Annotated in this window: 24 protein-coding genes; 9 read left to right on the forward strand and 15 right to left on the reverse strand. The window is 72.0% G+C overall.

Annotated elements, in window-relative coordinates:
* Window positions 1-11: 11 nt before the first annotated feature.
* Window positions 12-473 carry an SRPBCC family protein gene (locus EDC02_RS27050; protein ID WP_123605191.1) on the forward strand — a complete coding sequence of 154 codons (462 nt, stop codon included), beginning with the start codon at window positions 12-14 and terminating at the stop codon, window positions 471-473.
* Between the two features lie 54 nt (window positions 474-527).
* On the opposite strand, the gene EDC02_RS27055 is transcribed toward EDC02_RS27050, so the two are convergent.
* Window positions 528-761 (reverse strand): hypothetical protein, encoded by a 234-nt coding sequence (locus EDC02_RS27055; RefSeq protein ID WP_123605192.1) that lies wholly within the window; start codon window positions 759-761, stop codon window positions 528-530.
* A gap of 95 nt (window positions 762-856) precedes the next feature.
* Here EDC02_RS27055 and EDC02_RS27060 point away from each other — a divergent pair, with 95 nt between their 5' ends.
* On the forward strand, window positions 857-1,420 hold the full coding sequence (locus tag EDC02_RS27060; RefSeq protein WP_123605193.1) for a Uma2 family endonuclease: 564 nt from the start codon (window positions 857-859) through the stop codon (window positions 1,418-1,420).
* Between the two features lie 391 nt (window positions 1,421-1,811).
* Complete coding sequence (locus tag EDC02_RS27065; RefSeq protein ID WP_123605194.1) at window positions 1,812-2,804, forward strand: fibronectin type III domain-containing protein; 993 nt, start codon at window positions 1,812-1,814, stop codon at window positions 2,802-2,804.
* Here the strand turns inward: EDC02_RS27065 and EDC02_RS27070 are convergent.
* The 4 genes from EDC02_RS27070 to EDC02_RS27090 form a co-directional block, all read right to left on the reverse strand.
* Window positions 2,787-3,311 (reverse strand): GNAT family N-acetyltransferase, encoded by a 525-nt coding sequence (locus EDC02_RS27070; RefSeq protein ID WP_123605195.1) that lies wholly within the window; start codon window positions 3,309-3,311, stop codon window positions 2,787-2,789. The genes EDC02_RS27065 and EDC02_RS27070 overlap by 18 nt on opposite strands.
* Window positions 3,312-3,325: 14 nt before the next feature.
* On the reverse strand, window positions 3,326-3,520 hold the full coding sequence (locus tag EDC02_RS27075; RefSeq protein ID WP_123605196.1) for a DUF397 domain-containing protein: 195 nt from the start codon (window positions 3,518-3,520) through the stop codon (window positions 3,326-3,328).
* A gap of 489 nt (window positions 3,521-4,009) precedes the next feature.
* Window positions 4,010-4,204: a DUF397 domain-containing protein gene (locus tag EDC02_RS27085; RefSeq protein ID WP_123605197.1), complete on the reverse strand. Its 195-nt coding sequence runs from the start codon at window positions 4,202-4,204 to the stop codon at window positions 4,010-4,012.
* The gene (locus EDC02_RS27090; RefSeq protein WP_158632327.1) at window positions 4,191-4,964 is read right to left on the reverse strand and encodes a helix-turn-helix transcriptional regulator; all 774 of its coding nucleotides are present in this window, start codon (window positions 4,962-4,964) and stop codon (window positions 4,191-4,193) included. The genes EDC02_RS27085 and EDC02_RS27090 overlap by 14 nt, the downstream gene beginning before the upstream one ends.
* Window positions 4,965-5,106: 142 nt before the next feature.
* On the opposite strand from EDC02_RS27090, the gene EDC02_RS27095 reads away from it, so the two are divergent.
* The 3 genes from EDC02_RS27095 to EDC02_RS41925 are packed head-to-tail and all read left to right on the forward strand — an operon-like array spanning window position 5,107 to window position 5,921.
* Complete coding sequence (locus EDC02_RS27095; RefSeq protein WP_123605199.1) at window positions 5,107-5,514, forward strand: hypothetical protein; 408 nt, start codon at window positions 5,107-5,109, stop codon at window positions 5,512-5,514.
* On the forward strand, window positions 5,498-5,791 hold the full coding sequence (locus tag EDC02_RS27100) for a hypothetical protein (RefSeq protein WP_158632328.1): 294 nt from the start codon (window positions 5,498-5,500) through the stop codon (window positions 5,789-5,791). Before EDC02_RS27095 ends, EDC02_RS27100 begins: the two co-directional genes overlap by 17 nt.
* A complete protein-coding gene (locus EDC02_RS41925; RefSeq protein WP_233606458.1) occupies window positions 5,781-5,921 on the forward strand; it encodes a hypothetical protein in 141 nt (46 codons plus the stop codon). Before EDC02_RS27100 ends, EDC02_RS41925 begins: the two co-directional genes overlap by 11 nt.
* A gap of 13 nt (window positions 5,922-5,934) precedes the next feature.
* Here the strand turns inward: EDC02_RS41925 and EDC02_RS27110 are convergent, their stop codons facing one another.
* Together EDC02_RS27110 and EDC02_RS27115 are read right to left on the reverse strand one after the other, a co-directional pair.
* Window positions 5,935-7,050 carry an FHA domain-containing protein gene (locus EDC02_RS27110; protein ID WP_123605201.1) on the reverse strand — a complete coding sequence of 372 codons (1,116 nt, stop codon included), beginning with the start codon at window positions 7,048-7,050 and terminating at the stop codon, window positions 5,935-5,937.
* Window positions 7,051-7,096: 46 nt separating this feature from the next.
* Complete coding sequence (locus EDC02_RS27115; RefSeq protein ID WP_123605202.1) at window positions 7,097-7,390, reverse strand: 4a-hydroxytetrahydrobiopterin dehydratase; 294 nt, start codon at window positions 7,388-7,390, stop codon at window positions 7,097-7,099.
* A gap of 98 nt (window positions 7,391-7,488) precedes the next feature.
* Here EDC02_RS27115 and EDC02_RS27120 point away from each other — a divergent pair, with 98 nt between their 5' ends.
* Together EDC02_RS27120 and EDC02_RS27125 are read left to right on the forward strand one after the other, a co-directional pair.
* Complete coding sequence (locus EDC02_RS27120; RefSeq protein ID WP_148083650.1) at window positions 7,489-8,301, forward strand: hypothetical protein; 813 nt, start codon at window positions 7,489-7,491, stop codon at window positions 8,299-8,301.
* 233 nt (window positions 8,302-8,534) lie between these two features.
* Window positions 8,535-9,341, forward strand: a complete 807-nt coding sequence (locus EDC02_RS27125) for a hypothetical protein (RefSeq protein ID WP_123605204.1) — start codon at window positions 8,535-8,537, stop codon at window positions 9,339-9,341.
* A gap of 200 nt (window positions 9,342-9,541) precedes the next feature.
* Here EDC02_RS27125 and EDC02_RS27130 read toward each other — a convergent pair whose 3' ends face one another.
* The 5 genes from EDC02_RS27130 to EDC02_RS27150 all read right to left on the reverse strand — a co-directional run bounded on the left by EDC02_RS27130 (window position 9,542) and on the right by EDC02_RS27150 (window position 16,629).
* Complete coding sequence (locus tag EDC02_RS27130) at window positions 9,542-10,567, reverse strand: acyl-CoA desaturase (RefSeq protein ID WP_123605205.1); 1,026 nt, start codon at window positions 10,565-10,567, stop codon at window positions 9,542-9,544.
* 227 nt (window positions 10,568-10,794) lie between these two features.
* Window positions 10,795-14,313, reverse strand: a complete 3,519-nt coding sequence (locus EDC02_RS27135; RefSeq protein WP_123605206.1) for an SCO7613 C-terminal domain-containing membrane protein — start codon at window positions 14,311-14,313, stop codon at window positions 10,795-10,797.
* Window positions 14,314-14,439: 126 nt separating this feature from the next.
* Entirely contained in the window at window positions 14,440-14,760 is a 321-nt protein-coding gene (gene cutA / locus EDC02_RS27140) for a divalent-cation tolerance protein CutA (RefSeq protein WP_123605207.1), read from the reverse strand.
* 10 nt (window positions 14,761-14,770) lie between these two features.
* Window positions 14,771-15,793, reverse strand: a complete 1,023-nt coding sequence (locus tag EDC02_RS27145; protein ID WP_123605208.1) for a 1-acyl-sn-glycerol-3-phosphate acyltransferase — start codon at window positions 15,791-15,793, stop codon at window positions 14,771-14,773.
* On the reverse strand, window positions 15,793-16,629 hold the full coding sequence (locus EDC02_RS27150) for a patatin-like phospholipase family protein (protein ID WP_123607137.1): 837 nt from the start codon (window positions 16,627-16,629) through the stop codon (window positions 15,793-15,795). Before EDC02_RS27150 ends, EDC02_RS27145 begins: the two co-directional genes overlap by 1 nt.
* A 203-nt stretch (window positions 16,630-16,832) precedes the next feature.
* Here EDC02_RS27150 and EDC02_RS27155 point away from each other — a divergent pair, with 203 nt between their 5' ends.
* A complete protein-coding gene (locus EDC02_RS27155) occupies window positions 16,833-18,374 on the forward strand; it encodes a serine/threonine-protein kinase (RefSeq protein WP_123605209.1) in 1,542 nt (513 codons plus the stop codon).
* Between the two features lie 64 nt (window positions 18,375-18,438).
* On the opposite strand, the gene EDC02_RS27160 is transcribed toward EDC02_RS27155, so the two are convergent.
* From EDC02_RS27160 to EDC02_RS27170, 3 genes are all read right to left on the reverse strand, one after another.
* On the reverse strand, window positions 18,439-19,821 hold the full coding sequence (locus tag EDC02_RS27160) for an ABC transporter ATP-binding protein (RefSeq protein WP_233606459.1): 1,383 nt from the start codon (window positions 19,819-19,821) through the stop codon (window positions 18,439-18,441).
* A gap of 124 nt (window positions 19,822-19,945) precedes the next feature.
* Window positions 19,946-20,758, reverse strand: coding sequence for a hypothetical protein (locus EDC02_RS27165; protein WP_123605211.1), 813 nt, complete (start codon window positions 20,756-20,758; stop codon window positions 19,946-19,948).
* 103 nt (window positions 20,759-20,861) lie between these two features.
* Entirely contained in the window at window positions 20,862-21,017 is a 156-nt protein-coding gene (locus EDC02_RS27170) for a hypothetical protein (protein ID WP_233606460.1), read from the reverse strand.
* Between the last annotated feature and the right edge of the window lie 44 nt (window positions 21,018-21,061).

Genomic DNA, 21,061 nt, shown 5'->3' on the forward strand with positions numbered 1-21,061 from the left:
GGTGACGCGCCGTGACTCGTACGGATTCGGCGGCCCGGGTGATGGCCGCCCCGGTTGCGCGCGTCTACGCCGCTCTGGTGGACCCGGACGCGCTCGCCGCGTGGCTGCCCCCGCAGGGGATGACCGGCCGGTTCGAGCGGTTCGACGCCCGGCCCGGCGGCGGCTACCGGCTGGTCCTGACCTACGCCGACGCGACGACCGCGCCGGGCAAGGCCACCGCCGACTCCGACATCGTCGAGGCCCGCTTCGTCGATATCGTCCCCGGCGTGCGGGTCGTGCAGGCCGTCGACTTCGTCGCCGACGATCCCGCGTACGCCGGCACGATGACCATGATCTGGGAGGTGACCGCCGTCGACGGCGGCACCCGGGTGGCGATCCGCGCCGAGGACGTACCGGCCGGCATCAGCGCGGCGGACCACGCCGCCGGCCTCGCCTCCTCGCTGGCGAACCTCGCCACGTACGTCGAACGGTAGCCTCCGCCGGCTCCGCTGCGGCTGCTTCCGACTGCCGAGCGACGCACAGGTTGATCAAGCCGGATGGCTGGCCGCCGCGACCTGAACCCTCTCGGCCACCTCCACTAGGCCGGTGAGCTGGGCAACCGTGTGTCCGGTCGCCCAGGCAATCGTGGCGATGTCCGGCATCTTTGCCACCTGCTCGCCGACGATGATGCGCGACAGCGCAGTCGCCAGCTCATCCGCCTGGGCGTGACACACCAACTCGCTGGCGTTCTGCCGAATCTCCCGCAGCTCGATCTCCCGCACCCAACGTTTGTAACACCGTCGAGCTCGATCCGCGGCCCGGCGGCACGCGGTGGTGGGAGACTTGTGGCAGCATCCGTCAGGAGGTGAGTCTGCCGATGAGCGTTGCCGCACTTGATCACCCCGAGCCGTGGACCGAGTCCGAGTACTTCGCGCTCGGGGAGACCCGAAACCGGATCGAGTTGATCGACGGAGGACTGTGGGTGAGCCCCGCACCGAACAGGCCACATCAGGACATCTCGTTCCTCCTCCTGACCGCGATCCGGCCGGCCGCGCGGTCGGCCGGTCTGCGCGCACACGAGGCGGTGAACGTACGACTGGCCGCCAACCGGATCGTGATCCCGGACCTGGTGGTGGCGAAGGTCGGGCGACTCGGCGGCGTCGCCGACGCACACGAGGTCGTCCTGGCCGGCGAGATCACCTCGCCGAGCAGTGTCGCCACCGACCGCGTACAGAAGATGCAGTTCTACGCGGCCGCGCGGATCGGCTGGTACCTACTCGTCGAGCCCGACATGGTCGAGTACGAAGCACTTACGCTGCGACTGTTCCGGCTTGAGGGCGAGCACTACGTGGAGCATGCGGTTGCCGCAGACGGACAGCGGCTGACCTCCGACCTTCCGTTCCCGATCGACATCACGACCGACGCCCTGCTCGACTTCTAGCATCCTCGCGATTCTCGTCTCAACGGAACACCGGGGCGGCGCTGCGGTGACGCCGGAAGCAGTTTCCGGATGCCGCCGGCTGGAGACCAGCTCAGCTCCCGCCGGCTCGGGATGGAACCTTCCTACCTGGAGTGACGGAGCTGGTCGTGGTGCCGATGGCGGTCGACATGGCGGCGACGATCCACAACCTGGTCCGCCGGGTGCTGGCCCGGCGACCGCTCGCCGACGTGAGGTGACCGAGGTGGAGGGTGGTCGAGTTCAACCACCACCGCCGGGGATCGGGGCGCCGTCACCCACTCCCGGCCGGAGCTGTCGAGACCGAGGCGTCAACCGCGAGCTGAAACATCATCGAGTGATTGACAGGCATAACTGTCTGGCGCAGCATGTCGGAGTGGGACACAGGCATTTTCTCGGCATCGCGCTCGCCGTCGCGTTGGTGATCTCCGGGCCGGTGCCGGCACAGGCGAGCGCGCCGGTGACCCCGCCCGGTGCTCCACAAGCCGCCGGCACGCAGTTCCTCTCCGCCACCACCGTCGACCTGGCGTGGATGCCGGCCGCCGCAGGCACCAACCCAATCGCGGCATATGAGGTCTACGCCCGCCGGCTGGGCTGGATCTACCCGGACGAATTGGTCGCCACCACGACCAGATCGTGGGTCTTCGTGCCGATCGAGGGCTTGCGCCCGACCACGAACTACGACCTGTTCGTACGCGCGCGGGACACCAGTGGCCTCCGTGGGCCTGCCTCGGCCCCAGTGAACATCACGACCCTGCCGAGCGAGATCGTTCCCGGCCCGCCGGTGGCGACCGACGTCACCGCCACCACCGCCACGATTTCCTGGCAACCACCGGCGGTCGCCGTCGAACGGATCGCCGGTTACGACCTGATCGTCCCACCCGCTACCCCGACCCAGCCGATCCAGATCCGGGCGAGGACCGACCCGTCGACGACCAGCGTCCAGCTCACCGGGCTCAGGCCGGGCACGAGCTACGTTTTCCTCGTCGTCGTCCGATACACCGGCGGCACGCCGCGTTCGGCCCCGTCGGCACGGGGCGCCTTCACCACCGTCCCGTCGGTGCCGCCGTCCCCGCCGTCCGACCTGACCGTCACCGCGCTCACCCCGACCTCTGCAACGGTGTCGTGGACGGCCTCGACGCCGGGCGACTTCCCGATCTCTCGGTACTACCCGTACGTCAACGGCGTCGGCCTCGGAATCCCGAACCCCACGCCGGACGTACGGACCGTCACGTTCGCCGTTTCCCCAGGCGGGACATACGAGGTCTACGTACGGGCGGTCGACCAGGCTGGCATAACGTCCGCCCCCTCCGAAACAGTGACCTTCACCGCCCCCAGCCATGATCGAACATCACCCGGTCGTTGGTGACGTATCGAAGCTGAGGCAGATATCCGCAGGTGCGCCCGGTACTGACGGCGCCTCGGACCGGTGCCAGTGCGGTCCGACCGCGTCGGTCGCCACCCGCTGCCAGAACAGCTGCGCTCCAGGGTTGTACGCCTGGAAGGCGATCCGCCACCGGCCCGGCCATTCGGCGATGACCCGGCCGGCGGCCACACGTCCCACCCCGGTCCGCCGCAACGGCCGGACCACGAAGAAATCGTTGATCGAGGCGATCTGATCCGCCCGGCCCGCCATGACGAATCCGCCGAGCCCTCCCGCGACCGTGATCAGCCACGCCCGAGTGTCCGGATCCGCGCCGGCCAGGAAGCGGTCGAGACGGCGATTGTTGTAGGTGCCGTCCGCGTTCGGCAGGTGACGGTACGCTTCGGCGAGGTCGTACCGGTACAGCTGCCCCAGGTTGCCGAGCACCGCACGGTGCGACCGGTCGACCGGCGTCAGGCCGATCGGCGTCGACGGAAGCTCCGGCGGGCGCACACCGGCCCCAGTGGTCAGCGTACGGCTGACGGGGTGTGGGCGACGAAGGCGGACCAAGCGGCCGGCGCGAAGGCCAACGTGCCACCGGCCCGGTCCTTCGAATCGCGCACCAGCACCCGGCCCGGCAGGTTGTCGGCGACCTCCACACAGTTGCCGCCGTTCGGGCTGCTGCGGCTGGACTTGCGCCAGATCGGCTCACTCGTGTTCATCGATCATCCTCACGATCAGATCGCGGCCCGGTTCCGTGCCGGGTGTGAACGAGTGTCTGGTGTTTGGACTCCCACAGCCACCGTACCTGCGGAGGCACGACCAAGGTGGGCCAGAGACGGACGAGCGTCGGGCCGTCGAGCCATCGAGCCATCGAGCCATCGAGCCATCGAGCCATCGAACGAGATCATCTGCCGTTGTCGCTTCGCGGAGCACTGTCTCGTACAAGCTGGCCAGCCGGCGAGGGTTGGCAAGGTCGTACTGCGCTCGCCCCGACCAGACCAGACTCCTGGTCAGCGTGACCTGCCCACTGACCGGCCCGCGCAGATCGTCGAGGTGGTCGCTGACCACGTACGGGCGCTGGTCGGCGTAGCGCGATCCGCTCGGCGCGGCTCGCGCGGCCGGACTCACCCCCGGCCGGTGAGACGGGGGCGAGCCGGTCGGCTGAGCGCACATGCCCGAGGGCTTGATGGGGCGGCGGTGAGGGTGGGTCAGCGTACGGCTGACGGGGTGTGGGCGACGAAGGCGGACCAGGCAGCCGGCGCGAAGGCCAACGTGCCACCGGCCCGGTCCTTGGAATCGCGGACCAGCACCCGGCCCGGCAGGTTGTCGGCGACCTCCACACAGTCGCCACCGTTGGAGCTGCTGCGGCTGGACTTACGCCAGATCGGCTCACTCGTGTTCATCGATCATCCTTAGCATCAGGTCGCGGCTCTGGCTGACGGTGAGTGCCAGTCCCGACACAGCATCCCACGTCTGTTCCAGGTCGAGCACGTCCTGAGCCTCGGTGACGATCCGGCCACTCAGCTGGTCGTCGAGGTAGCAGGCCCGCCGGTCGTTGGGGAGGCAGGCGATGACGAACGCGCCCGCGATCCCGGGGTGCATGCCGACGTCGGCGGGGAGCACCCGGATCTGCACATCCGGGCGGTGACCGATGTCGACCAGGTGCTCCAGCTGGTCCTTCATGAACGCGCCGGTCAGGCGCAGCACCGCCTCGGCGATGATCGCGGTGAACTGGAAGTCCTCGTCGCGGTCCAGCGTGGCCGACTGGCGTTCCAGTCGGACGGCGAGCGCCTCGTCGAGCCGCCGCCGGGTGCGCGGCCCGGCGGTGAGTACCGCGCGGGCGTACGCCTCGGTCTGCAACAGCCCTGGGATCACCAGCGGCTGGAACGAGCGCAGCACCAGCGCCCGGCGCTCACTCTCCAGCCAGGAGCGCAGCCACAGAGCCTGCGCGTCCTCCCGGGCTGTCCGGGACAGCCGCTGGATCTGGTCGCCGGTCTCGTAGATGCGGTCGAGGTCGACGGCGGTGTCCGGCAGCGGGATCGACTTGCCGGTCTCGAACGCGCCGATGAGGGAATTGCTGACCCGGATGGCCTCACCCACCTGGGCCTGGGTCAGGTTGCGCTTGAGGCGCTCACTGCGCAACAGATCCTGAAGCTCGCTCATTTCCTGGCCTCCATTGGAATCCATTGGTACGCGCTGGAATGACTGACGCACGGCAATCGGTGAACTGAGTATTCCGTGTCGAGGTCGAACAGTCCAGGGTGGAAATCGCCACAGGTGCTTCGACGACGGCAAGGGAGACCGCGTGTTACGTAACGACGGAATCGGCGGCACATCCCGCCTCGCCCGCTACACCTCGATCGGCACCCCACCCGGCGGGAAAGAGGATCATGATCCGATGCCGAATCGCCCGCCGTTGCCGGACAGCGTCCACCTGTCAGTGGATCATCCGGTGGTACAGCGGGCCCGCGAGATCGTCAGCACCCACCTGCCGAGTCGGCTCGCCGAATGCCGGGTGTGCAATTCCGCCGCGCTCTGCGAGCCGTTCACGAAGGCACTCGCGGTGCTGCGCCGGCACGATCCGGGAAAGGCCCGACGGGTGATGGCCGTACTCTATTTCGCCGGCCTGTGGCCTCCGGTGACCCTCGACGACGACGCCGACACAGGCGACGACGACTCCGATGAGGATGGGAGTGGTGACGATGTCGCGTGACGAACTGCTCCGCGTCGGCGACACGCTGCGTCTCGGCAAGGCCGACTGGGTGTATGCCGACCGGCCGATGATCGTCCGGGTCGCCGACATCCGCTACGGGCTCGACCAGGAGCAGTCGCAGGTCGTCGGGCTTATCGGCACCGTCGTCGCCGGTGGCCGCGACGGCCGGATGGTGGCGATCGCGGTCTACAAGAGCGCGTTGACCCGCCCCGGTGTCGTCGAGCGCCCACGCCCCGTCAACGGCGAGACCTACGACAATCAGCCCCATGGGCACTGAGCGCACGCCGGCCGTACCACTCGACTCCGCGCACGCGGTGACCGCGAGCCGGCTGTGCGCCTGGCTCATCATGGCGGGTTGGCCGGCAGAGCAGCTGCTGCAGACGTCACCGGCCGACCACCTCGGCTGAAGGAAACGCGGGGTCAGGGGCGGTCCATCATCCGCAGCGCCATGGTCGGCGCGTCGGCCATCACCGACGTCGGGTTCGACACGCCACCGGTGGCCCAGACCTTCGACCGGGCGATGTGCACCCCCGGGTAGAGCTCGACGACGTCGGTGGCCTGCAACGGCCGGGCCTGGCGTTTGATGGTGCGGCGTTCGTCGTCGTCGGGTGAGCCACCCGGCCGTACGCCGGTGCCGTTGGTGCTGACGTCCTGCACGACGAGATCCCTGCCGTGCAGCTCGAACCGGACGTGGCTGCGGCTGATCCAGCGCCGCGCCTCCTCGGTGAGCCACTGGCCGAGCATGATGCCTTCGCCGCGCTCGGGTGCCCGGCCGACCACCATCGGGTGGTCGGCGGCGACGACGAACCGCTGCCGGACCATGCCGTCGATCCGGATCGACAGCACCTCGGCCGGCGGGCGGGCACCGGCCTCGGTGAGTCGTTCCCCGTGCCGGGGGCAGGTCGGCTGGCCGGTCCGCAGCGTCGGCGGCGGCTGCCCGCCGGGGCGGCCGACCCGCATCCGGCCGAACAGCGCGCACTCCGGGTCGGGGCAGCTCCACAGCCGGGCCAGCAGCTGGGCACCGGCCGGCGACGGCTCGGCGGTCGCCGGTGTGTTGCCGCCGCCGGCGCGGGCGGTCAGCGCCGGGCCGCCGTGGCCGGGCAGCGGGGCGAGCAGCCGGCCAGGCTGGTTGAGCCACTGGTAACGCCCGCGCATGCCGTCGAACCGGTGGCGGCTGAGCACCGGCAGGCCGAGCAGTTCGGCGACCTCCAGCAGCCGGTCGGCGGGGTCGGCGAGCACCTCCACCAGACCGTCGTCGGACCACCGGCGGGCGACCATCCGCTCGTTGGAGGTCAGGTCGGCGTCGGAGAGCAGGCCGCGGTGCACGACCACGTACACCGGGACGTTCTCCTCGGCGACGCTGCGGCCGAGGGCGTCGATCAGCTGCCCGAGGCGCAGCATGTTGGCCGGTCGCCCGTTGTCGAAGTCGACGTACCGGACGACCTCGGCCAGGTCCACGACGGCGCGTGCGGTCGCCGGGTCGGTGCTGAGTCGGCGCTCGATCGCGTCGAGCACCTTGCTGACCTCAAATCTCACCGCGTACCTCCCCCGGTCTGGAATGTCACCGTGTCCGCTCCCCCTGTCAGCCCTGCGCCGCGACGATCTCGTCGATCCGGCGGGCCAGCTCGATGTCCAAGGCGGTGGTGCCGCCGGCCGAGTGGGTGCGGCACCGGAAGGTCAGGGTCCGCCACCGGATGTCGATGTCCGGGTGGTGGTCCATCTCCTCGGCGGCGATCGCCACCCGGGTCACCACGGCGACCGCGTCGGGGAAGGTCGCCAACGAGACGGTACGGGCGATCGCCTCGGGGTCGCCCACCCAGTCCGTCAGCTCCGCGAGCGCGGCCTGCACCTGTGCGGTGTCCAGCACCTCTGCCATGCGGTGACCTTACCGTCTGTCTCGCCCAGCTGATCGGCACGCGGGTCGCGGCGAGTAGGTTGACCGCTCATCAGTCATTCCTGTCAGGGAAGGCATAAATGCCACAAATAAGGCGAGTTACTGCAGTTGTCGGCGGGCTCGTTGTTTCGCTCACCCTCGTCGTCACCGGTTGTGGCCGGTCGGGCCCCGCCACCGGCCCGGACCCGACGGCCACCGCCTCGACCAGCTCCGCCGACGAGCGGGGCGACGCCACGGAAGCGCTGGCCGCCGCGATCGGCAAGGCCCAGGAGCAGCCTGCCAGGGTGCGGTTCATCATGTCCGGCCGGTCCGGCGGGACGACCGAGGCGCACGCCGAGACAGACCCGGAGAACCAACGGATCAAGATCGAGTCCTACTTCGAGGAGGACGGGTCCACGGTAATGATCACCATGATCCTGCTGGAACAAGACTTCTACCTGATGAACGACAGTGCAGATCAGGCTGGAGTCTGGTTCCACACCGAGCGGGCGAACCTCCCGCCCGGGGGCAGCTTCGACACGATGGCCAGAGGCGACGTGATCGGCGCGGCCGGTCTGATCCGCGGCGTCACCGCAGCCGAGTGGACCGGGGACAACGTGATCGCCGGCACCGTCGACCTGACCAGATGGTCCACCGTGGCCCTGCCCGATCTCGGCGAACTCGGCGACCTCGGTGAGCTGGGCGACGCGATCCGCGCCGTACCGTTCACCGCCGCCCTCGACGGCCAGCGCCGGCTCGTCGACCTGTCCCTCGGCGACGAGCAGCAGACGCCTGAGGTGCCGACGATCTGGCTGCGCCTCGGCAACTTCGGTCGGGCCGAGACCATCGAGGCCCCCACCTACGGTGAGATCGTGCCGATGCCGGAGGCGATGGTCGCCACGCTCGCCGAATGACCCCGACCGGCAGCGGTCGCGCACCTGTCGGCCGCGCACCTGTCGGCCGCGGGCCGCGTACCACTGTGCGGCGGTCCACCCGGGACCGGCACCGACCGGTAGGCCGACGCGGCACCAGCCGGCGGACGTCCTACCTCAGTGGTACGGCACAACGTCGAAGGCGCCACCATCGTGGCCTTCTCCCGCCGGCTGCATTCACGAGGGGACGGAACATCTTCATGCACATTCGACGGTTGACGCATGCCGGAATCGGCGTCGTCGCCGCGCTCTCGCTCGCGGTCTCCGGCTGCGGCGGCACGGCTGACACCGACGCACCCGCCACCGACAGCAGCACCGAGGCCGGTGCCGCCGACGACCGGGGTGACGCCACGGAGGCGATCGCCGCCGCCACCGCGAAGAGCACCGAGGAGAGCGCCCGGCTCACCATGAGCCTGGGCACTGAGACCGACGGCGTCCTGATGGAGGTCGTCGGCGACGTCGACCCCGCCAGTGACAAGTCGAACATCGAGATCAGCATGGGTGCCGACGACGACACGGTGAGCATCGTTCTTCGCCAGCTCGGCACCGACATCTACATGCAGCTCGGCGGCACGGACATGGCCGAGCTCGCCGACGTGTGGATGAAGTCGGACACGTCGAAGCTTCCCGCTGGTGCCGGCTTCAGCATGATGCCGACCGGTGACCCGGCCGAGATGATCGGCAGCGTCGCCGAGGCCGAGTGGTCCTCCGACACCGAGATCACCGGCTCGATCGACATGACCCAGTCGCCGAGCGCCGACGAGGAGATGCTCGCCGACCTGGGTGACGCCGCCAAGGCGGTGCCGTTCACCGCGACCCTCGACGCCGAGGGCCGGCTGGTCGAGATGGTCATCGACCTGGAAAGCGTGTCGGCCACCTCCGGCACCATCACCATCGGGTACGCCAACTTCGGCACCATCACCATCGGGTACGCCAACTTCGGCGAGCCGGTGACCGTCGAGGAGCCGGACGGCGAGATCATCGACATGTCGGACGACATGCTGGACATGTTCGACGTCTGACCGACCGGCAGCGCCTGTCCGACCGACGGTGCGGGGCCACCCACTGGGGTGGCCCCGCACTTGCTACCCAGCGGTCATCATGATCACTTGACGCTGAGCTGGGCGACACGCGGGCACCAGGCCGAATTTTCGTCATCTGATCATGGAGGCGGCGGCGGCCAGGCGGGTCAGCGAGGGCTCAGCGGCGGCAGCCGGGTGGGTCAGCGCAGCGGCTGGCCGACGGAGTGCAGGTGGCGCAGCGCCTCGGCGTACGAGTCGATCAACCCGGCCTCGGTGTACGGCAGGTCGCGTTCCTGGCAGTAGCCGCGCACGATCGGTTGGGCGTACCGCAGATGCGGCCGCGGCATGCTGGGGAACAGGTGGTGCTCGATCTGGTAGTTGAGCCCACCGAGCAGCAGGTCGACGAACCAGCCACCGCGCACGTTGCGGGAGGTCAGCACCTGCTTGCGCAGGAAGTCCAGGTCGTCGTCCGGGCCGAACATCGGCATCCCCTTGTGGTTCGGCGCGAACGCGCACCCCATGTAGAGACCCCACAGCGCCTGGTGCAGCGCGATGAAGGCCACCGCCCGCAGCGGCGACAGCACCGCGAAGACGATCCCGAGGTACGCGGCGGTGTGCGCCGCCAGCAGCACCCCTTCCACGACGCGCCGCTTCACCGGGCCGTTGATCACCGACCGGACGCTGGCCACCCGTAGCGACAGGCCTTCGAGCAGCAGCATCGGGAAGAACAGGTACGCCTGCCGGCGGGCCAGCCAGCGGCCGAATCCCCGGGTCGCGGCGGCCTGCTCCTCGGTCCAGACCAGCGCCCCGGCTCCGACGTCCGGGTCGTCGTCGACGTGGTTCGGGTTGGCGTGGTGCCGGGTGTGCTTGTCCATCCACCAGCCGTAGCCGAGCCCGACCCCGAGATTGCCGAGCAGCAGGCCGGCGGTCTCACTGGCCCGCCGGGTGCGGAACATCTGCCGGTGTCCGGCGTCGTGGCCGAGGAACGCCACCTGGGTGGCGGCGACCGCCAGCCCGACGGCGGTCAGCAGCTGCCACCAGCTGTCCCCGCCGGCCAGCAGCACCGCCCAGCCGGCCAGGTAGGCCCCGACGGTCAGCACGATCCGGGCGGCGTACCAGGCGGGTCGGCGGTCCAGCAGCCCGACCTGACTCACCCGCCGCGACAGGTCGGCGTAGTCGCTGCCCCGTGGGCGGGGGCTGGTACGGGTGGGTGCGGCAGCAGTCATCGAATGCCTTCCGTGGCTAACCCGGCCCGTCGGGCCGGCGATTCCGGGGTGGCGGTACCAGGGTGGTGGCCGTGCCTAAAAATAGTGGCCGTGCCGGGGGTGGTGGCTGGTGCCGGGGTGGCGATGCCGGGCTTGCAGCACCGGCGGCGTTTCCAGTCTGCGGGGATCCATGGCGCAGGGTAATCCTGTCTGCCCCCGGAACCCGGGTGACGCTAGCCCCCTCCCGGTCAGGTCATCCGGCCGACAACAGTACGCAGTCTGCGCAGATCCCGGCGTCGGCGCTCGTAGGTGACCGCCAAGGTGATCAACGCCAGACCGCCGACGGCCAGGAAGCTCCACCGGGGCAGCAGGTCCCAGACGGCGACGAGTTCCCGCAGCGCGAGGACCGTCAGCACCGCACCGCCGATCATCACCGGGGCCTGTCGGCGGTACGCCGCACCGACCAGCACCACCGCCACCGCCCCGGTCCCGAGCAGGAGCCGGCGCACCGGCTGGCCGTCGGCGACCAGCACCGAGCCGAGGCTGGGCAGCAGGGCGGCGGCCAGGCCGGGGGCGTACCCGAGCCAGCTGGAACGCTGCGGGTGGGCGCGCAGGGTCAGCCAGCCGACGCCGAGCGCGGCGAGGGCCAGCGGCAGCGTGTACGCCTCGGTCAGCGCCACCTGTGCGCTGCTCAGCAGCAGCCACCAGGCGACGATCTCGCTGGCCAGGGCTGTCATGGCCAGCACCCACGGTCGGTGCGGTACCGCCGGCCGTTCGCCTGGCCGCAGCGGCACCGGGTAGGCGGTCGCCAGCAGAGCCCGGGCACCCAGCACGACACCCCACAGGGTGCATACCCCGGCGGCGTACCGGGCCGAGCCGACCGTCATCAGCAGGGCCGCGCCGGCGGCGGCGTGCCCGGCTACCTCGACGCCGATCGACTCGGCCCGCCCCCGTACGCCCCCGGTGGTCAGCCGGAGGGTCAGCACCGCGCCGACGGACAGGGCCAGTGCGGCGACGGCGAGGACCGCGTACCCGCCGACCCGGACCGGCAGGTCGGCGGCGCGCACGGCGGTCGCGGCGAGAACACCGCCGGCGACCACAGCGACGACTCCGCCGGCCACCCGCACCGGGGTGCGGCGACCCGCCGCGCCGATCCCGGCGGCGCAGGCCACCACGGCGGCCAGCGCGGTCAGGGTGCTGACCCGGGTGGGCAGCAGACCGGCCAACCCGGCCCCGGCCAGCGGGGCACCGACCAGCAGGGTGACCGCCACCTGCGGCGCGGCGGTGGACCGGGCGGCGACCACCAGCCCCGCGAGTCCGGCGGCGAGGCTGAGTGCCGGCACCACCGGCCATGGCGTTCCGGCGCTGGCCAGGGCGGCCAGCAGGGCGGCCAGGGCGACCGGGCCGCCGGCCAGCACCGCGTACCGCGACCGGTGGCCGGCCACGGCTGCCACGGTGACGGCGGCGGCGAGCACGGCCAGGGTGACCGCCCCGGCGGCGGGGACCGACACCGGCAGCGCCGGGCTGAGTCCCGTCCCGGCCGGTACGCCGGCCCAGCTGGCGTCCAGCCAGCGGTACGGGGTGAGCAGCAGCGACGCCAGTACCGGCAGGGTGCTGACCGCCGCCGGCAGCGCCAGCGCTGCGGCGACGCCGGTCAGCAGCACTCGCAGCACGCCACGCGGGACGAGGGTCGCGGCGACGGCCAGCAGCAGCGCCGCTGCGGCGGCGTACCCGCCGGTGGACTCCCCCGGCGCGTACGGCACTGTGCCGGTGGCCGGCGCGACGAGGGTGCCGACGACGGTGACCGGCAGCGCCGCCCCGGCGTACCAGAGGTATCCGGGCCACCAGCGGCGGACCGCGACCAGCGCGACCGGCAGCCCGATCGCGGCGGCCGCCCCGGCGCGGGCCGGCCAGCCCGCCGACGTGTCGAGGGTGTGCACGGCGAGCGCGACGAGGACGGGCCAGCCGGCCACCGCGACGGCGACGCCGAGGCCGCCGATCGGGGCCTGCCACCAGCGGGCCTCAGGGCGCAGCAGGGCGCGGCGGGCGACGGCGGCGACGGCGACCGCAGTGCCGACCACGACCGCGACGGCGGTCGTGGCAACGGCCGGTCGGCCGGCGCTGACCAGCAGCGCGTGGCCGGTCAGCAGGGCGGCGACGGCCGCGCTGGGCAACGCGACGACGGCGTGACGCGACCGGGCGGCCGGTACCGCCGCCACCGCCCCACCGGCCAGGCCGCCGACGGCGACCGCCCACCAGGGCACCGGGATCGCCGCCGGTACGGTCAGCAGCCCGGCGGCGGCCCCGACGGTGATCAGCATCGGCCGGACCGCCCGGGGCAGCAGCAGGATCAGCGCGCCGGTGACCGCGACGACGGCGAACGGCAACTGCCAGTCGCCGGGCGCGTCGACCGGGCCGGCGCCGGCCCGCCACAGCGGGCGGGCCGCCGCGATGCCTTCGGCTGCGACGGCCAGAGCAGTCAGCAGTACGCCGACCCCGAGCAGCCCGGTCACCAGCAGCGCTCCCGCCCACGGCCCGCTGCGGACCACCGCCGGCAGCCGGCCGCGCAGGTACCGGCCGGCGAAGGCGAGCCCGACGGCGGTGCCGGCGACGATGGCCAGCGCCAGCGACGGCGCCGGTTCGGTGCCGGCCCGGACCACGGCGATGGTGACCGCCGGCGCCAGCCCGGCCAGGCTGATCGCCAGCAGCGCCGGTACGCCGGTGAGCCGGCCGGCGACGACCAGCACGGCGGCGACGGCCAGCAGCGGCAGCCCGGCCAGGGCGGGGGCGCCGGCCGGGTGGCCGAGGACGACGGCGGTCAGGGCGGCGATCCCGGCGGCGGTCAGCGCCGCGCCGACGGCCACCCAGCCGGTGATCCGCAGCGCCAGCCGGGCCGGCGGGGTGAGCGCGATCATCGCCAGGGTGCCCAGGGCGGTGCCGAGCAGCAGCAGGGTGGTGCCGGCGGCGTCGGCGCGCAGGTCGACGGCGAGCAGCGGCAGCACGGGTTGCGCGGCGAGCAGTGCGGCGAAGCGGGCCGCCGCCAGGCCGGTGATCAGGTGGTAGCCGGCGGCGACCAGACCGGTGACCGCGAAGGTCACGGCGGCGTACCGGGCGGCGGGCAGGTCGGCGGCGCCGAACAGGTCGACGTAGCGGGCGGCGTAGCCGTCGAGCAACACCAGCAGCAGGCCGAGCGCGGCGAACGTCTCGGCGGTGCCGCGCAGGCCGCGCCAGGTGGCCAGCAGCGGCAGGGCGAGCCATACGGCGGTGACGCCGGCCAGGATCGCGGCCCGGCCGCCGACGCCGACGCTGGCCCAGGCGACCGCGGTGAAGACGATCGCGGCGGTGCCGAGCAGCAGTCCACCGAGGACGAATAGGATGGTCTGCACGGTACGGGTGGAGGTCTCCGGCCGTACCGAGGGCGTCGCGGCCGGACCCGGCTGGCTCGCGGCGACCGGCCCTGGCGGCGGGCCGACCGGCGCGGCGGTCGGTCGGGCCGGTGGGACGGCCGTCGCCCGTACCGCCGCCTGCACCTGGACCGCGAACTGCTGCCGGCGGACCTGCGCGGCGTGCAACTGCGCACTCAGCGTGGCCCACGCCGCCCGGGCATGTTCGACGCGGGCGGCCAGCCCGGCGATCTCGCCGTCGAGCCGGATCACCTCGGCGGCGACCGGGTCGGGCCCCCGGCCGCAGCCCGGGCAGCCGGCGGCGAGACTCGCCGGCGTGCCGCAGGCCGGGCACGGGTAGTGGGCTGTCGCGGTACTGCTCATGACCGCATCGTCGTCGCCCGGCCGGTGCGGCCGACAGAGTGCGGGTACTCAGTCCGACCGAGGGGACTATCCGGTAACAGCCGGTTCAGGAACAGTTCGACCCCGAACGGACGACTGATAGACAGCTCAGGGCCGAGTGTGGTCGTACACCCACCGGGCGTAATCGGGATTGCCGGCTTCGATGACGGCAACCAGGATCTCGGGTACGTCGTAGGGGTGCGCGGTGCGGAGATAGGTGACCAGTGGGTCGCTACGGTCGGTGGCGGTCTTGAACTGCACAGACCACTCCTTCGTGGTCTCCACCCGGCCTTCCCACCAGTAGGTGCTGGCCACCGGACCACCGATCTGGGCGCAGGCGGCGAACCGGCCGGCCACCGCGGATGCGGCAAGCACCTCGGCGACCGAGCGGGCATCCACCACCGTCGTCACAACGGAGATTTGATCCACGGGGCGAACCCTACGCCCTCAAGGTGTCCGAACGGTTCTTCTCGATCCACAAATCGATCCGCGCCCACCAGTCGTAGAGCCATTCGATGCGTTCGTCACGGCCGGCCGGGATCTCCTCGGGCGGCACCGACCAGAACCGCATCACGATCCGTTTGTCCATCGGCAGTTCCCGCCACACATCGGCGCCGGTCAGCATCCGGTCCAGGCCGGTGTGCGCGACGAAGATGACGCCCGCGTCGGGGGCCGCGTCCAGCGCGGCGAGCAGGCCGCCGGGGCGCGGTGCCAGGACGTGCCGCATCGACTCGGCGCGGGCCGCCATCCCGTGCAGTCCCAACGCGTGCAGCCGCTCGATGGCCCGGCTGCGCCGGCCCGGGGTGAAGTTGCCGCCCTCGGGGAAGATCACGAACGCGTCGTTGGCGTCCAGCCCGGTCGCCAGGTGCGCGATCTGGGTCTCGACCGGCTCGGCGCGCCGGTCACCGGGGGCGATGAACCGGTTGGGCAGCCGGTTGAGCAGCACATCGATCGCCGGATCCCACTGCAGGGTCTCCTTGAGCACGATCCGCGGCTCCCGGTCGAACCAGTTGACCAGGCCGTGGATCAGGATGAACGAGTCACCCGGGCCGGCATGCCGGGACACCACCAGTTCGGGACGGCCGGGCAGCGCGGTGTCCGGATCGGTGCCGACCACGTCGATGCTCAGCCGCAACGCCCAGCGGGCGTGCCAGAAGAAGAACGTCAGGAACCAACCGGTCAGCACGTAGTGGGCGCGTTGGAAGGCCGGGCTGCGGATCTTCCAGCCGCAGCCGGAGGCCAGCCAGAGTCCAAAGAGGGCGACCAGCGCGGCGGCGTCCCACAGCAGATAGACCACGGCGACCCAGAACAGCCGCAACACCCGCAGCCGGCCGGGCACCAGCAGCGAGGCGGCCGCGGCCAGGAAGACCCAGAACGGCAGCGTGGTGAGCACCGCTGCGGCGAGCAGCGGTACGGCCGGGACGAGCAGTGCCCGGCGTACCCAGCGGGGTGGCAGCGGCATCAGCAACCGGCCACGTTGGTCTTGAGGTAGCGCCGCGAGGCGGTGTAGGCGCGGCTGATCCGGCGGCCGACAGCGGTCATGTCCCGGTACGCCCAGGGTGTGTCGTCACGTGTCTCTCCCCCACCGGTCGGCAGTACGTGCACCTCCACATCGTGACCGAGCGCCGCCAGTTCCCGGGCGAACCGGTGCCGGCGGGCGATCTCGAAGGCGACCTGGGCGACCTCCCAGGGCCGCCGGGGCGCGCTGAGTGGCCGCTCGATCCGGCCGACCTGGAGCACGAAGACCCGCTTCGCCCCGGCCTCGACGGCCTTGCCGATCGGGATCGAGTTGACGATCCCGCCGTCGATGAAGTGCTCGCCGTCGATCTCGGCCGGGGGCAGCAGGCCGGGCACCGCGGCCGAGGCGAGCACGGCCGGCACCACCGGGCCGGTGTCGAACCAGTGTTCGGCGGCGCGTTCGATGCTGGCGGCACAGCAGTGGAACGGCACGGCCAGGTCGGCGAAGGTGGTGGTGTCGCCGAGTTCGGCCTCCAGCAGCCGGCGCAGCGGCCGTGGCGAGTGCAGGTGGGTACGGGCGGCGAACCGGCGCAGTTGGCGGGCCATCGAGTCGCCGTACACCTCGCTGGCCTCCGGGGAGGCCCAGAGCCGGACCAGCCGCAGGGTGACCGCCTCGGAGGGGTCGGCGGCGACCAGTACGCCGTTCACCGCGCCGATCGAGGTGCCGACGACGAGATCGGGCTCGATTCCGGAGCGAAACAGGGCACGCAGCATGCCGACCTCGACCGCGCCGAGCACCCCGCCGCCGCCCAGTACGAAGGCGACCGGACCGTTGACCATGGCGTTCATCCTGGCACGGGCCCGTCGGCCGCCGGTCAGGGTCGGCCGACCGCCCGGGCTCGGTCGGAATTACCGGCTCATCGGCAATGCCTACCTATGTCGGGTTAAATGATAAATGTTCGCCTGTTTAACGTGCCGTTGACAGGACGTGTCAATTCGCGCAGCCTGATACGACCTCCACTCCCCAGGCAGGTGCGACAACGATGGCATCGCTGCAAGCGGGCGAACTGCTCGCCCGCAGATACCGTCTCATCGACCGGATCGGTGCCGGCGGCATGTCGGTCATCTGGCGCGCCCGCGACGAGGTGCTCGACCGGGTGGTCGCGGTCAAGGTGCTCGCCGCGTCGTTGGCCGCCGACGCGCGGTTCCGCAGCATGGTGCGGGAGGAGGCGCGGTCCGCCGCCCAGTTGATCCATCCCCACGTGACCGCGGTGCACGACTACGGCGAGGCGGTCGCACCGGACGGCACCGTCACCGCGTTCGTGGTGATGGAGCTGCTGTCCGGTGAGGAACTGGACGCCCGGCTCACCGCCGGCCCGCTGACCTGGCCGGCGGCGGTGGAGACCTGCGCCCAGGTCGCCGAGGCGCTGGCCGCCGCGCACCGGTTGGGCATCGTGCACCGCGACGTCACCCCGGCGAACATCATGATGACCCCGATCGGCGCCAAGGTGCTCGACTTCGGTATCGCCACCCAGATCGGTGCCCCCGACGAGGACGAGGAGGGCGAGACCTTCGGCACCCCGGCGTACGTGGCACCGGAACGCCTCGACGGCCGACCGGCGCAGCCCGCCACCGACGTCTACTCGCTCGGCGTCCTGCTCTACGAGACCCTCACCGGCCGGGTACCGTACCCCGCTGACACCTGGGACGACCTGCACCGCGCACTCGACCAGGAGATCCCGCCGCTGACCGTGCCCGGACTGCCCACCCCGATCGCCGAGATCTGCCTGCGCTGCCTGTCCCGGGAGCCGCTGAGCCGCCCCACCGCGCACCAGGTCGGCGCCGCGCTGCGGGACCAGTTGCTACCGGCCGATCCACAGGCGGCGACCATGCTCGCGCCGACGATGACCCTGCCGACGATGGCCGGGTCCGACGCCCCGCCGGACCCCGACGCCGGGCCACCGGACACCGACGCCGAAACACCGGACCCCGACGCCGGGCCACCGGCTGTCGAGGGTCGACGGCGGGTCGGCCGGCTCGACTCCAGAGTCGCCACGCTACTGGTGGTCAGCGCCGTCGCGGTCGCCGTGATCCTGCTGCTGCAGCCCGAGGTGCCGCGGTGGCCGGGCAGCGACCATCCGCCGCCCGCCGGGCAACCACAGTCCACCGGTACGCCCGCCGATCCCGCCCCGCCGACACAGCCGACCCGGCCGGGACCGTCGGCGGACGCACCGCCCACCGACGCTCCCGCCACCGGTGCCGCACCGACCCCAGCGGCGACCGACACCGCACCGGCGCCCACCGCACCGGTCGTTCCGACCGTCGACGAGGCGATCACCCTGCTCGGTCAGGTGATCGACGACGGGCTGGCGGACGGCGCGATCCGCCGCGACGCCGGCCTCGACCTGCAGAACCTGGTCCGCAACCTGCGGACCTCGTTGACCAGTGGCACCGCCGACATCGACCGGGACGTCGACCAGCTGCGCCGCAAGGTGCGGATCCGCGCCGACGAAGGCGCGATCACCTACGCGTACGCCGACGAGCTGGACTCGGCACTGGACCAGTTGGCCGGTGCCGCCGTCTGACCACCGGGGCACCCCGAGCGACGACCGACCCGGCTCCGGCGTCAGTTCAGGCTGGATGCAGGCGTCAGTCCGGATGTGGGTGCAGGCGGATGCGGTGCCCGGACCGGTCGAACAGCAGCAGCCGGTCCAGATCCAGCGCCATGGTCATCGTCTCGCCGGGCTGCGGTGGTGCCGCCGCCGGCACCCGAACCACGACGTCGCCGTCGCCCTCCGGCGGGTCGGACGGTGACGGCTCGTACACCGGGTAGAAGCCGTACCGGGTCCGAGCGGTCGCCGGTGGGTCCGGACGGCGCTGCTGCGGGATCATCCGGGCGATGGTCTCCCGCAACTGGTGCCGGGGCGGCGGATCCTCGGCCAGCAGCTCGGCCAGGTGGGTCTGCGGATCCGGCAGGTCCAGTTGCGACTCGGCCGGGGAAGTGGGCAGGCCACCGGTGTCCACCCAGACCAGTGCCTCGTGGCCGAGGTTCTCCACCGCCCGGACCGTGCCGCGCAGGGTGACCGACAGCGTCCGGTCGGACCCGGCCGGGTCCGGGCCGTCGGGCCGCGCCGGGTCAGCGCCGGTCGGCGGTACGGGGTGCAGCGCGTCGGCCCGCAACGCCACGGTGACCCGCTCGGTGTGGTGCTCGGCCAGCCGGGCCACCCGGGCGTCACCCACCGGCAGTTCCAGCACCTGCGAACCGAGATCGATCACCACCCGGTCCGGCTCGGCGTAGACCGCCCCCTGCAGCAGGCTGGTCCGTGGGGTACCGAGGAACGCCGCGACGAACAGGTTCGCCGGGTCACCGTACACCTGCGCCGGCGGCCCGGTCTGCTGCAGCCGGCCCTTGCGGAGCACCGCGAGCTGGTCCGCCATGGTCAACGCCTCGGTCTGGTCGTGGGTCACGTAGACGGTGGTCACCCCGTGCCGGCGGGCCAGCGCCGTCACGTCGGCACGCAACTCGGCCCGCAGCCCGGCATCCAGGTTGGACAGCGGTTCGTCCAGCAGGAACGCCTTCGGCTGGCGCACGATGGCCCGGGCCATGGCGACCCGCTGACGTTGCCCACCGGACAGCACGGCGGGCTGCCGGTGCAGGTGTTCGGCGATGCCCAGCTCGGCGGCGACCTGCCGGATTCGCTGTTCCACCGCTGGGCCGTGCCCCACGCGCAGCGGAAAGGCGATGTTCTGGGCGACGGTCAGATGCGGGTACAGCGCGTAGTCCTGGAACACCATGGACACCTGTCGTCGCTGCGCCGACCAGCCGTCCACCACCCGGTCGTCGATCAGCACGTGCCCGGACGTCGGCGTCTCCAGGCCGGCGACCAGCCGCAGAATCGTCGACTTGCCGCATCCGGTCGGCCCGAGCAGCACCAGGAACTGGCCGGACGGGACCGCGAGACTCACCCCGTCGACTGCGACGGTGCCGTCGTCGAAGACCTTCGTCAGTCGGTCGGTGGCGATGGCGACCACGCGATCACCTCCTGACCCCATCGTCAGGCCCGGCGGCCGTCGGCGCCAGTCCCTGTCGACGGACGGCCCGCGACCACCGGTGAGCGGTCGTCGGCACCGCCGCTGGCGGCGACCGCCAGGAAGGTCAGCGCAGTTCCTCGGGGAGCCGCAGGTTGTCGCCGATCAGCCCGCCACCGACCGGGGGCGGCGACGGAGGCGTGGGCGGGGGTGGTTCGGTGGTCGGCGGCTGGTTGGTGACGCTGCGGTCGAGCCACCCGTCACCGTCGTCGTCGTAGTGGGTCCGTTCGAAGAACCCGTCACCGTCGGTGTCGTACGCCGCGGAGTCGACCAGACCGTCGGCGTCGTCGTCCCGGCCGACGAAGTCGGCCCGGCCGTCGCCGTCCTGGTCAACCAGGATGTCCACCCCGCCGTCCGCCCGTCCCCGGACGATGTGCCGGTCCCACTCGCCGTCGCCGTCGACGTCCACCCGGGTCCGGTAGTCCTCCGGCACCGCCGGCTCGACCGGCTGGGGTGCCGCGCCGAACCCGGCTGCCCGGTCCGGCACCGGCTGGCCGGCAGCCTCCGGCGGTGCCCCGAAGCCGCTGTCCGCCCCAGCCGACCCGTGCCCGCCGCCGGACCCGGCCGGACCGAAGCCGCTCTGCGCACCGGCAGAACCGAGAGCCTCGTCGACGACGCCGGCCGCCGCGCCGATGTCGCCGAAGCCGCCCATCATCCCGGTCAACGGGCTCAGCAGCCCGAACGCGCTGGACTGGTTCGCCCGCGTCTCCACCGCCGTTGTCGAGCCGGTCGCGGCGCCGCCCATCTGGGTCCGCAGCAGTTCCTGTTCCTCTGCGGTGAGCTGATAGCCGGCGAGCGCCGTCGTCGGGTCGGCGGCCAGCCCGGCGGCGAAGCCGGGGTCGGTCAGCAGGCGTTCGAGCACGGTGTCGAAGTCACTCATCGCCGTTCCCCTCGTCGATGTCGCTCCAGGGTAGTCCGCGACGACAATCCGCAACGAGCCTGGCAGCGACCAGTCCGGGCCACCGGTGACCGACGGTCCGCGGTCAGTCCAGCTCCGGCATCGGTACGGGCTGCGGCCTGGGCCGGCAGGTGCCGCACTGCAACGCGTCCTCGACGACCAGACCCTCCGCCCGTCCCCGACGCTCCGACCGGTGCACCTCCAGCAGGTACGGGCCGAAGCGGGCATGGTCCTCACACACGCCTCGACCGCAGAACCGGCAGCCACCCCGCGCCGCCTTCGGGC

The organism is Micromonospora sp. Llam0 (assembly GCF_003751085.1).
Classification (GTDB): Bacteria; Actinomycetota; Actinomycetes; order Mycobacteriales; family Micromonosporaceae; genus Micromonospora_E.

Bases quoted from the DNA above. Each gene is read 5' to 3' on its own strand.
- EDC02_RS27060 (WP_123605193.1), top strand. From the start codon at position 857: ATGAGCGTTGCCGCACTTGATCACCCCGAGCCGTGGACCGAGTCCGAG.
- EDC02_RS27075 (WP_123605196.1), bottom strand. From the start codon at position 3,520: ATGAACACGAGTGAGCCGATCTGGCGCAAGTCCAGCCGCAGCAGCCCG.
- EDC02_RS27085 (WP_123605197.1), bottom strand. From the start codon at position 4,204: ATGAACACGAGTGAGCCGATCTGGCGTAAGTCCAGCCGCAGCAGCTCC.
- EDC02_RS27090 (WP_158632327.1), bottom strand. From the start codon at position 4,964: ATGAGCGAGCTTCAGGATCTGTTGCGCAGTGAGCGCCTCAAGCGCAAC.
- EDC02_RS41925 (WP_233606458.1), top strand. From the start codon at position 5,781: ATGGGCACTGAGCGCACGCCGGCCGTACCACTCGACTCCGCGCACGCG.
- EDC02_RS27115 (WP_123605202.1), bottom strand. From the start codon at position 7,390: ATGGCAGAGGTGCTGGACACCGCACAGGTGCAGGCCGCGCTCGCGGAG.
- EDC02_RS27120 (WP_148083650.1), top strand. From the start codon at position 7,489: ATGCCACAAATAAGGCGAGTTACTGCAGTTGTCGGCGGGCTCGTTGTT.
- EDC02_RS27130 (WP_123605205.1), bottom strand. From the start codon at position 10,567: ATGACTGCTGCCGCACCCACCCGTACCAGCCCCCGCCCACGGGGCAGC.
- EDC02_RS27135 (WP_123605206.1), bottom strand. From the start codon at position 14,313: ATGAGCAGTACCGCGACAGCCCACTACCCGTGCCCGGCCTGCGGCACG.
- EDC02_RS27145 (WP_123605208.1), bottom strand. From the start codon at position 15,793: ATGCCGCTGCCACCCCGCTGGGTACGCCGGGCACTGCTCGTCCCGGCC.
- EDC02_RS27150 (WP_123607137.1), bottom strand. From the start codon at position 16,629: ATGGTCAACGGTCCGGTCGCCTTCGTACTGGGCGGCGGCGGGGTGCTC.
- EDC02_RS27155 (WP_123605209.1), top strand. From the start codon at position 16,833: ATGGCATCGCTGCAAGCGGGCGAACTGCTCGCCCGCAGATACCGTCTC.
- EDC02_RS27165 (WP_123605211.1), bottom strand. From the start codon at position 20,758: ATGAGTGACTTCGACACCGTGCTCGAACGCCTGCTGACCGACCCCGGC.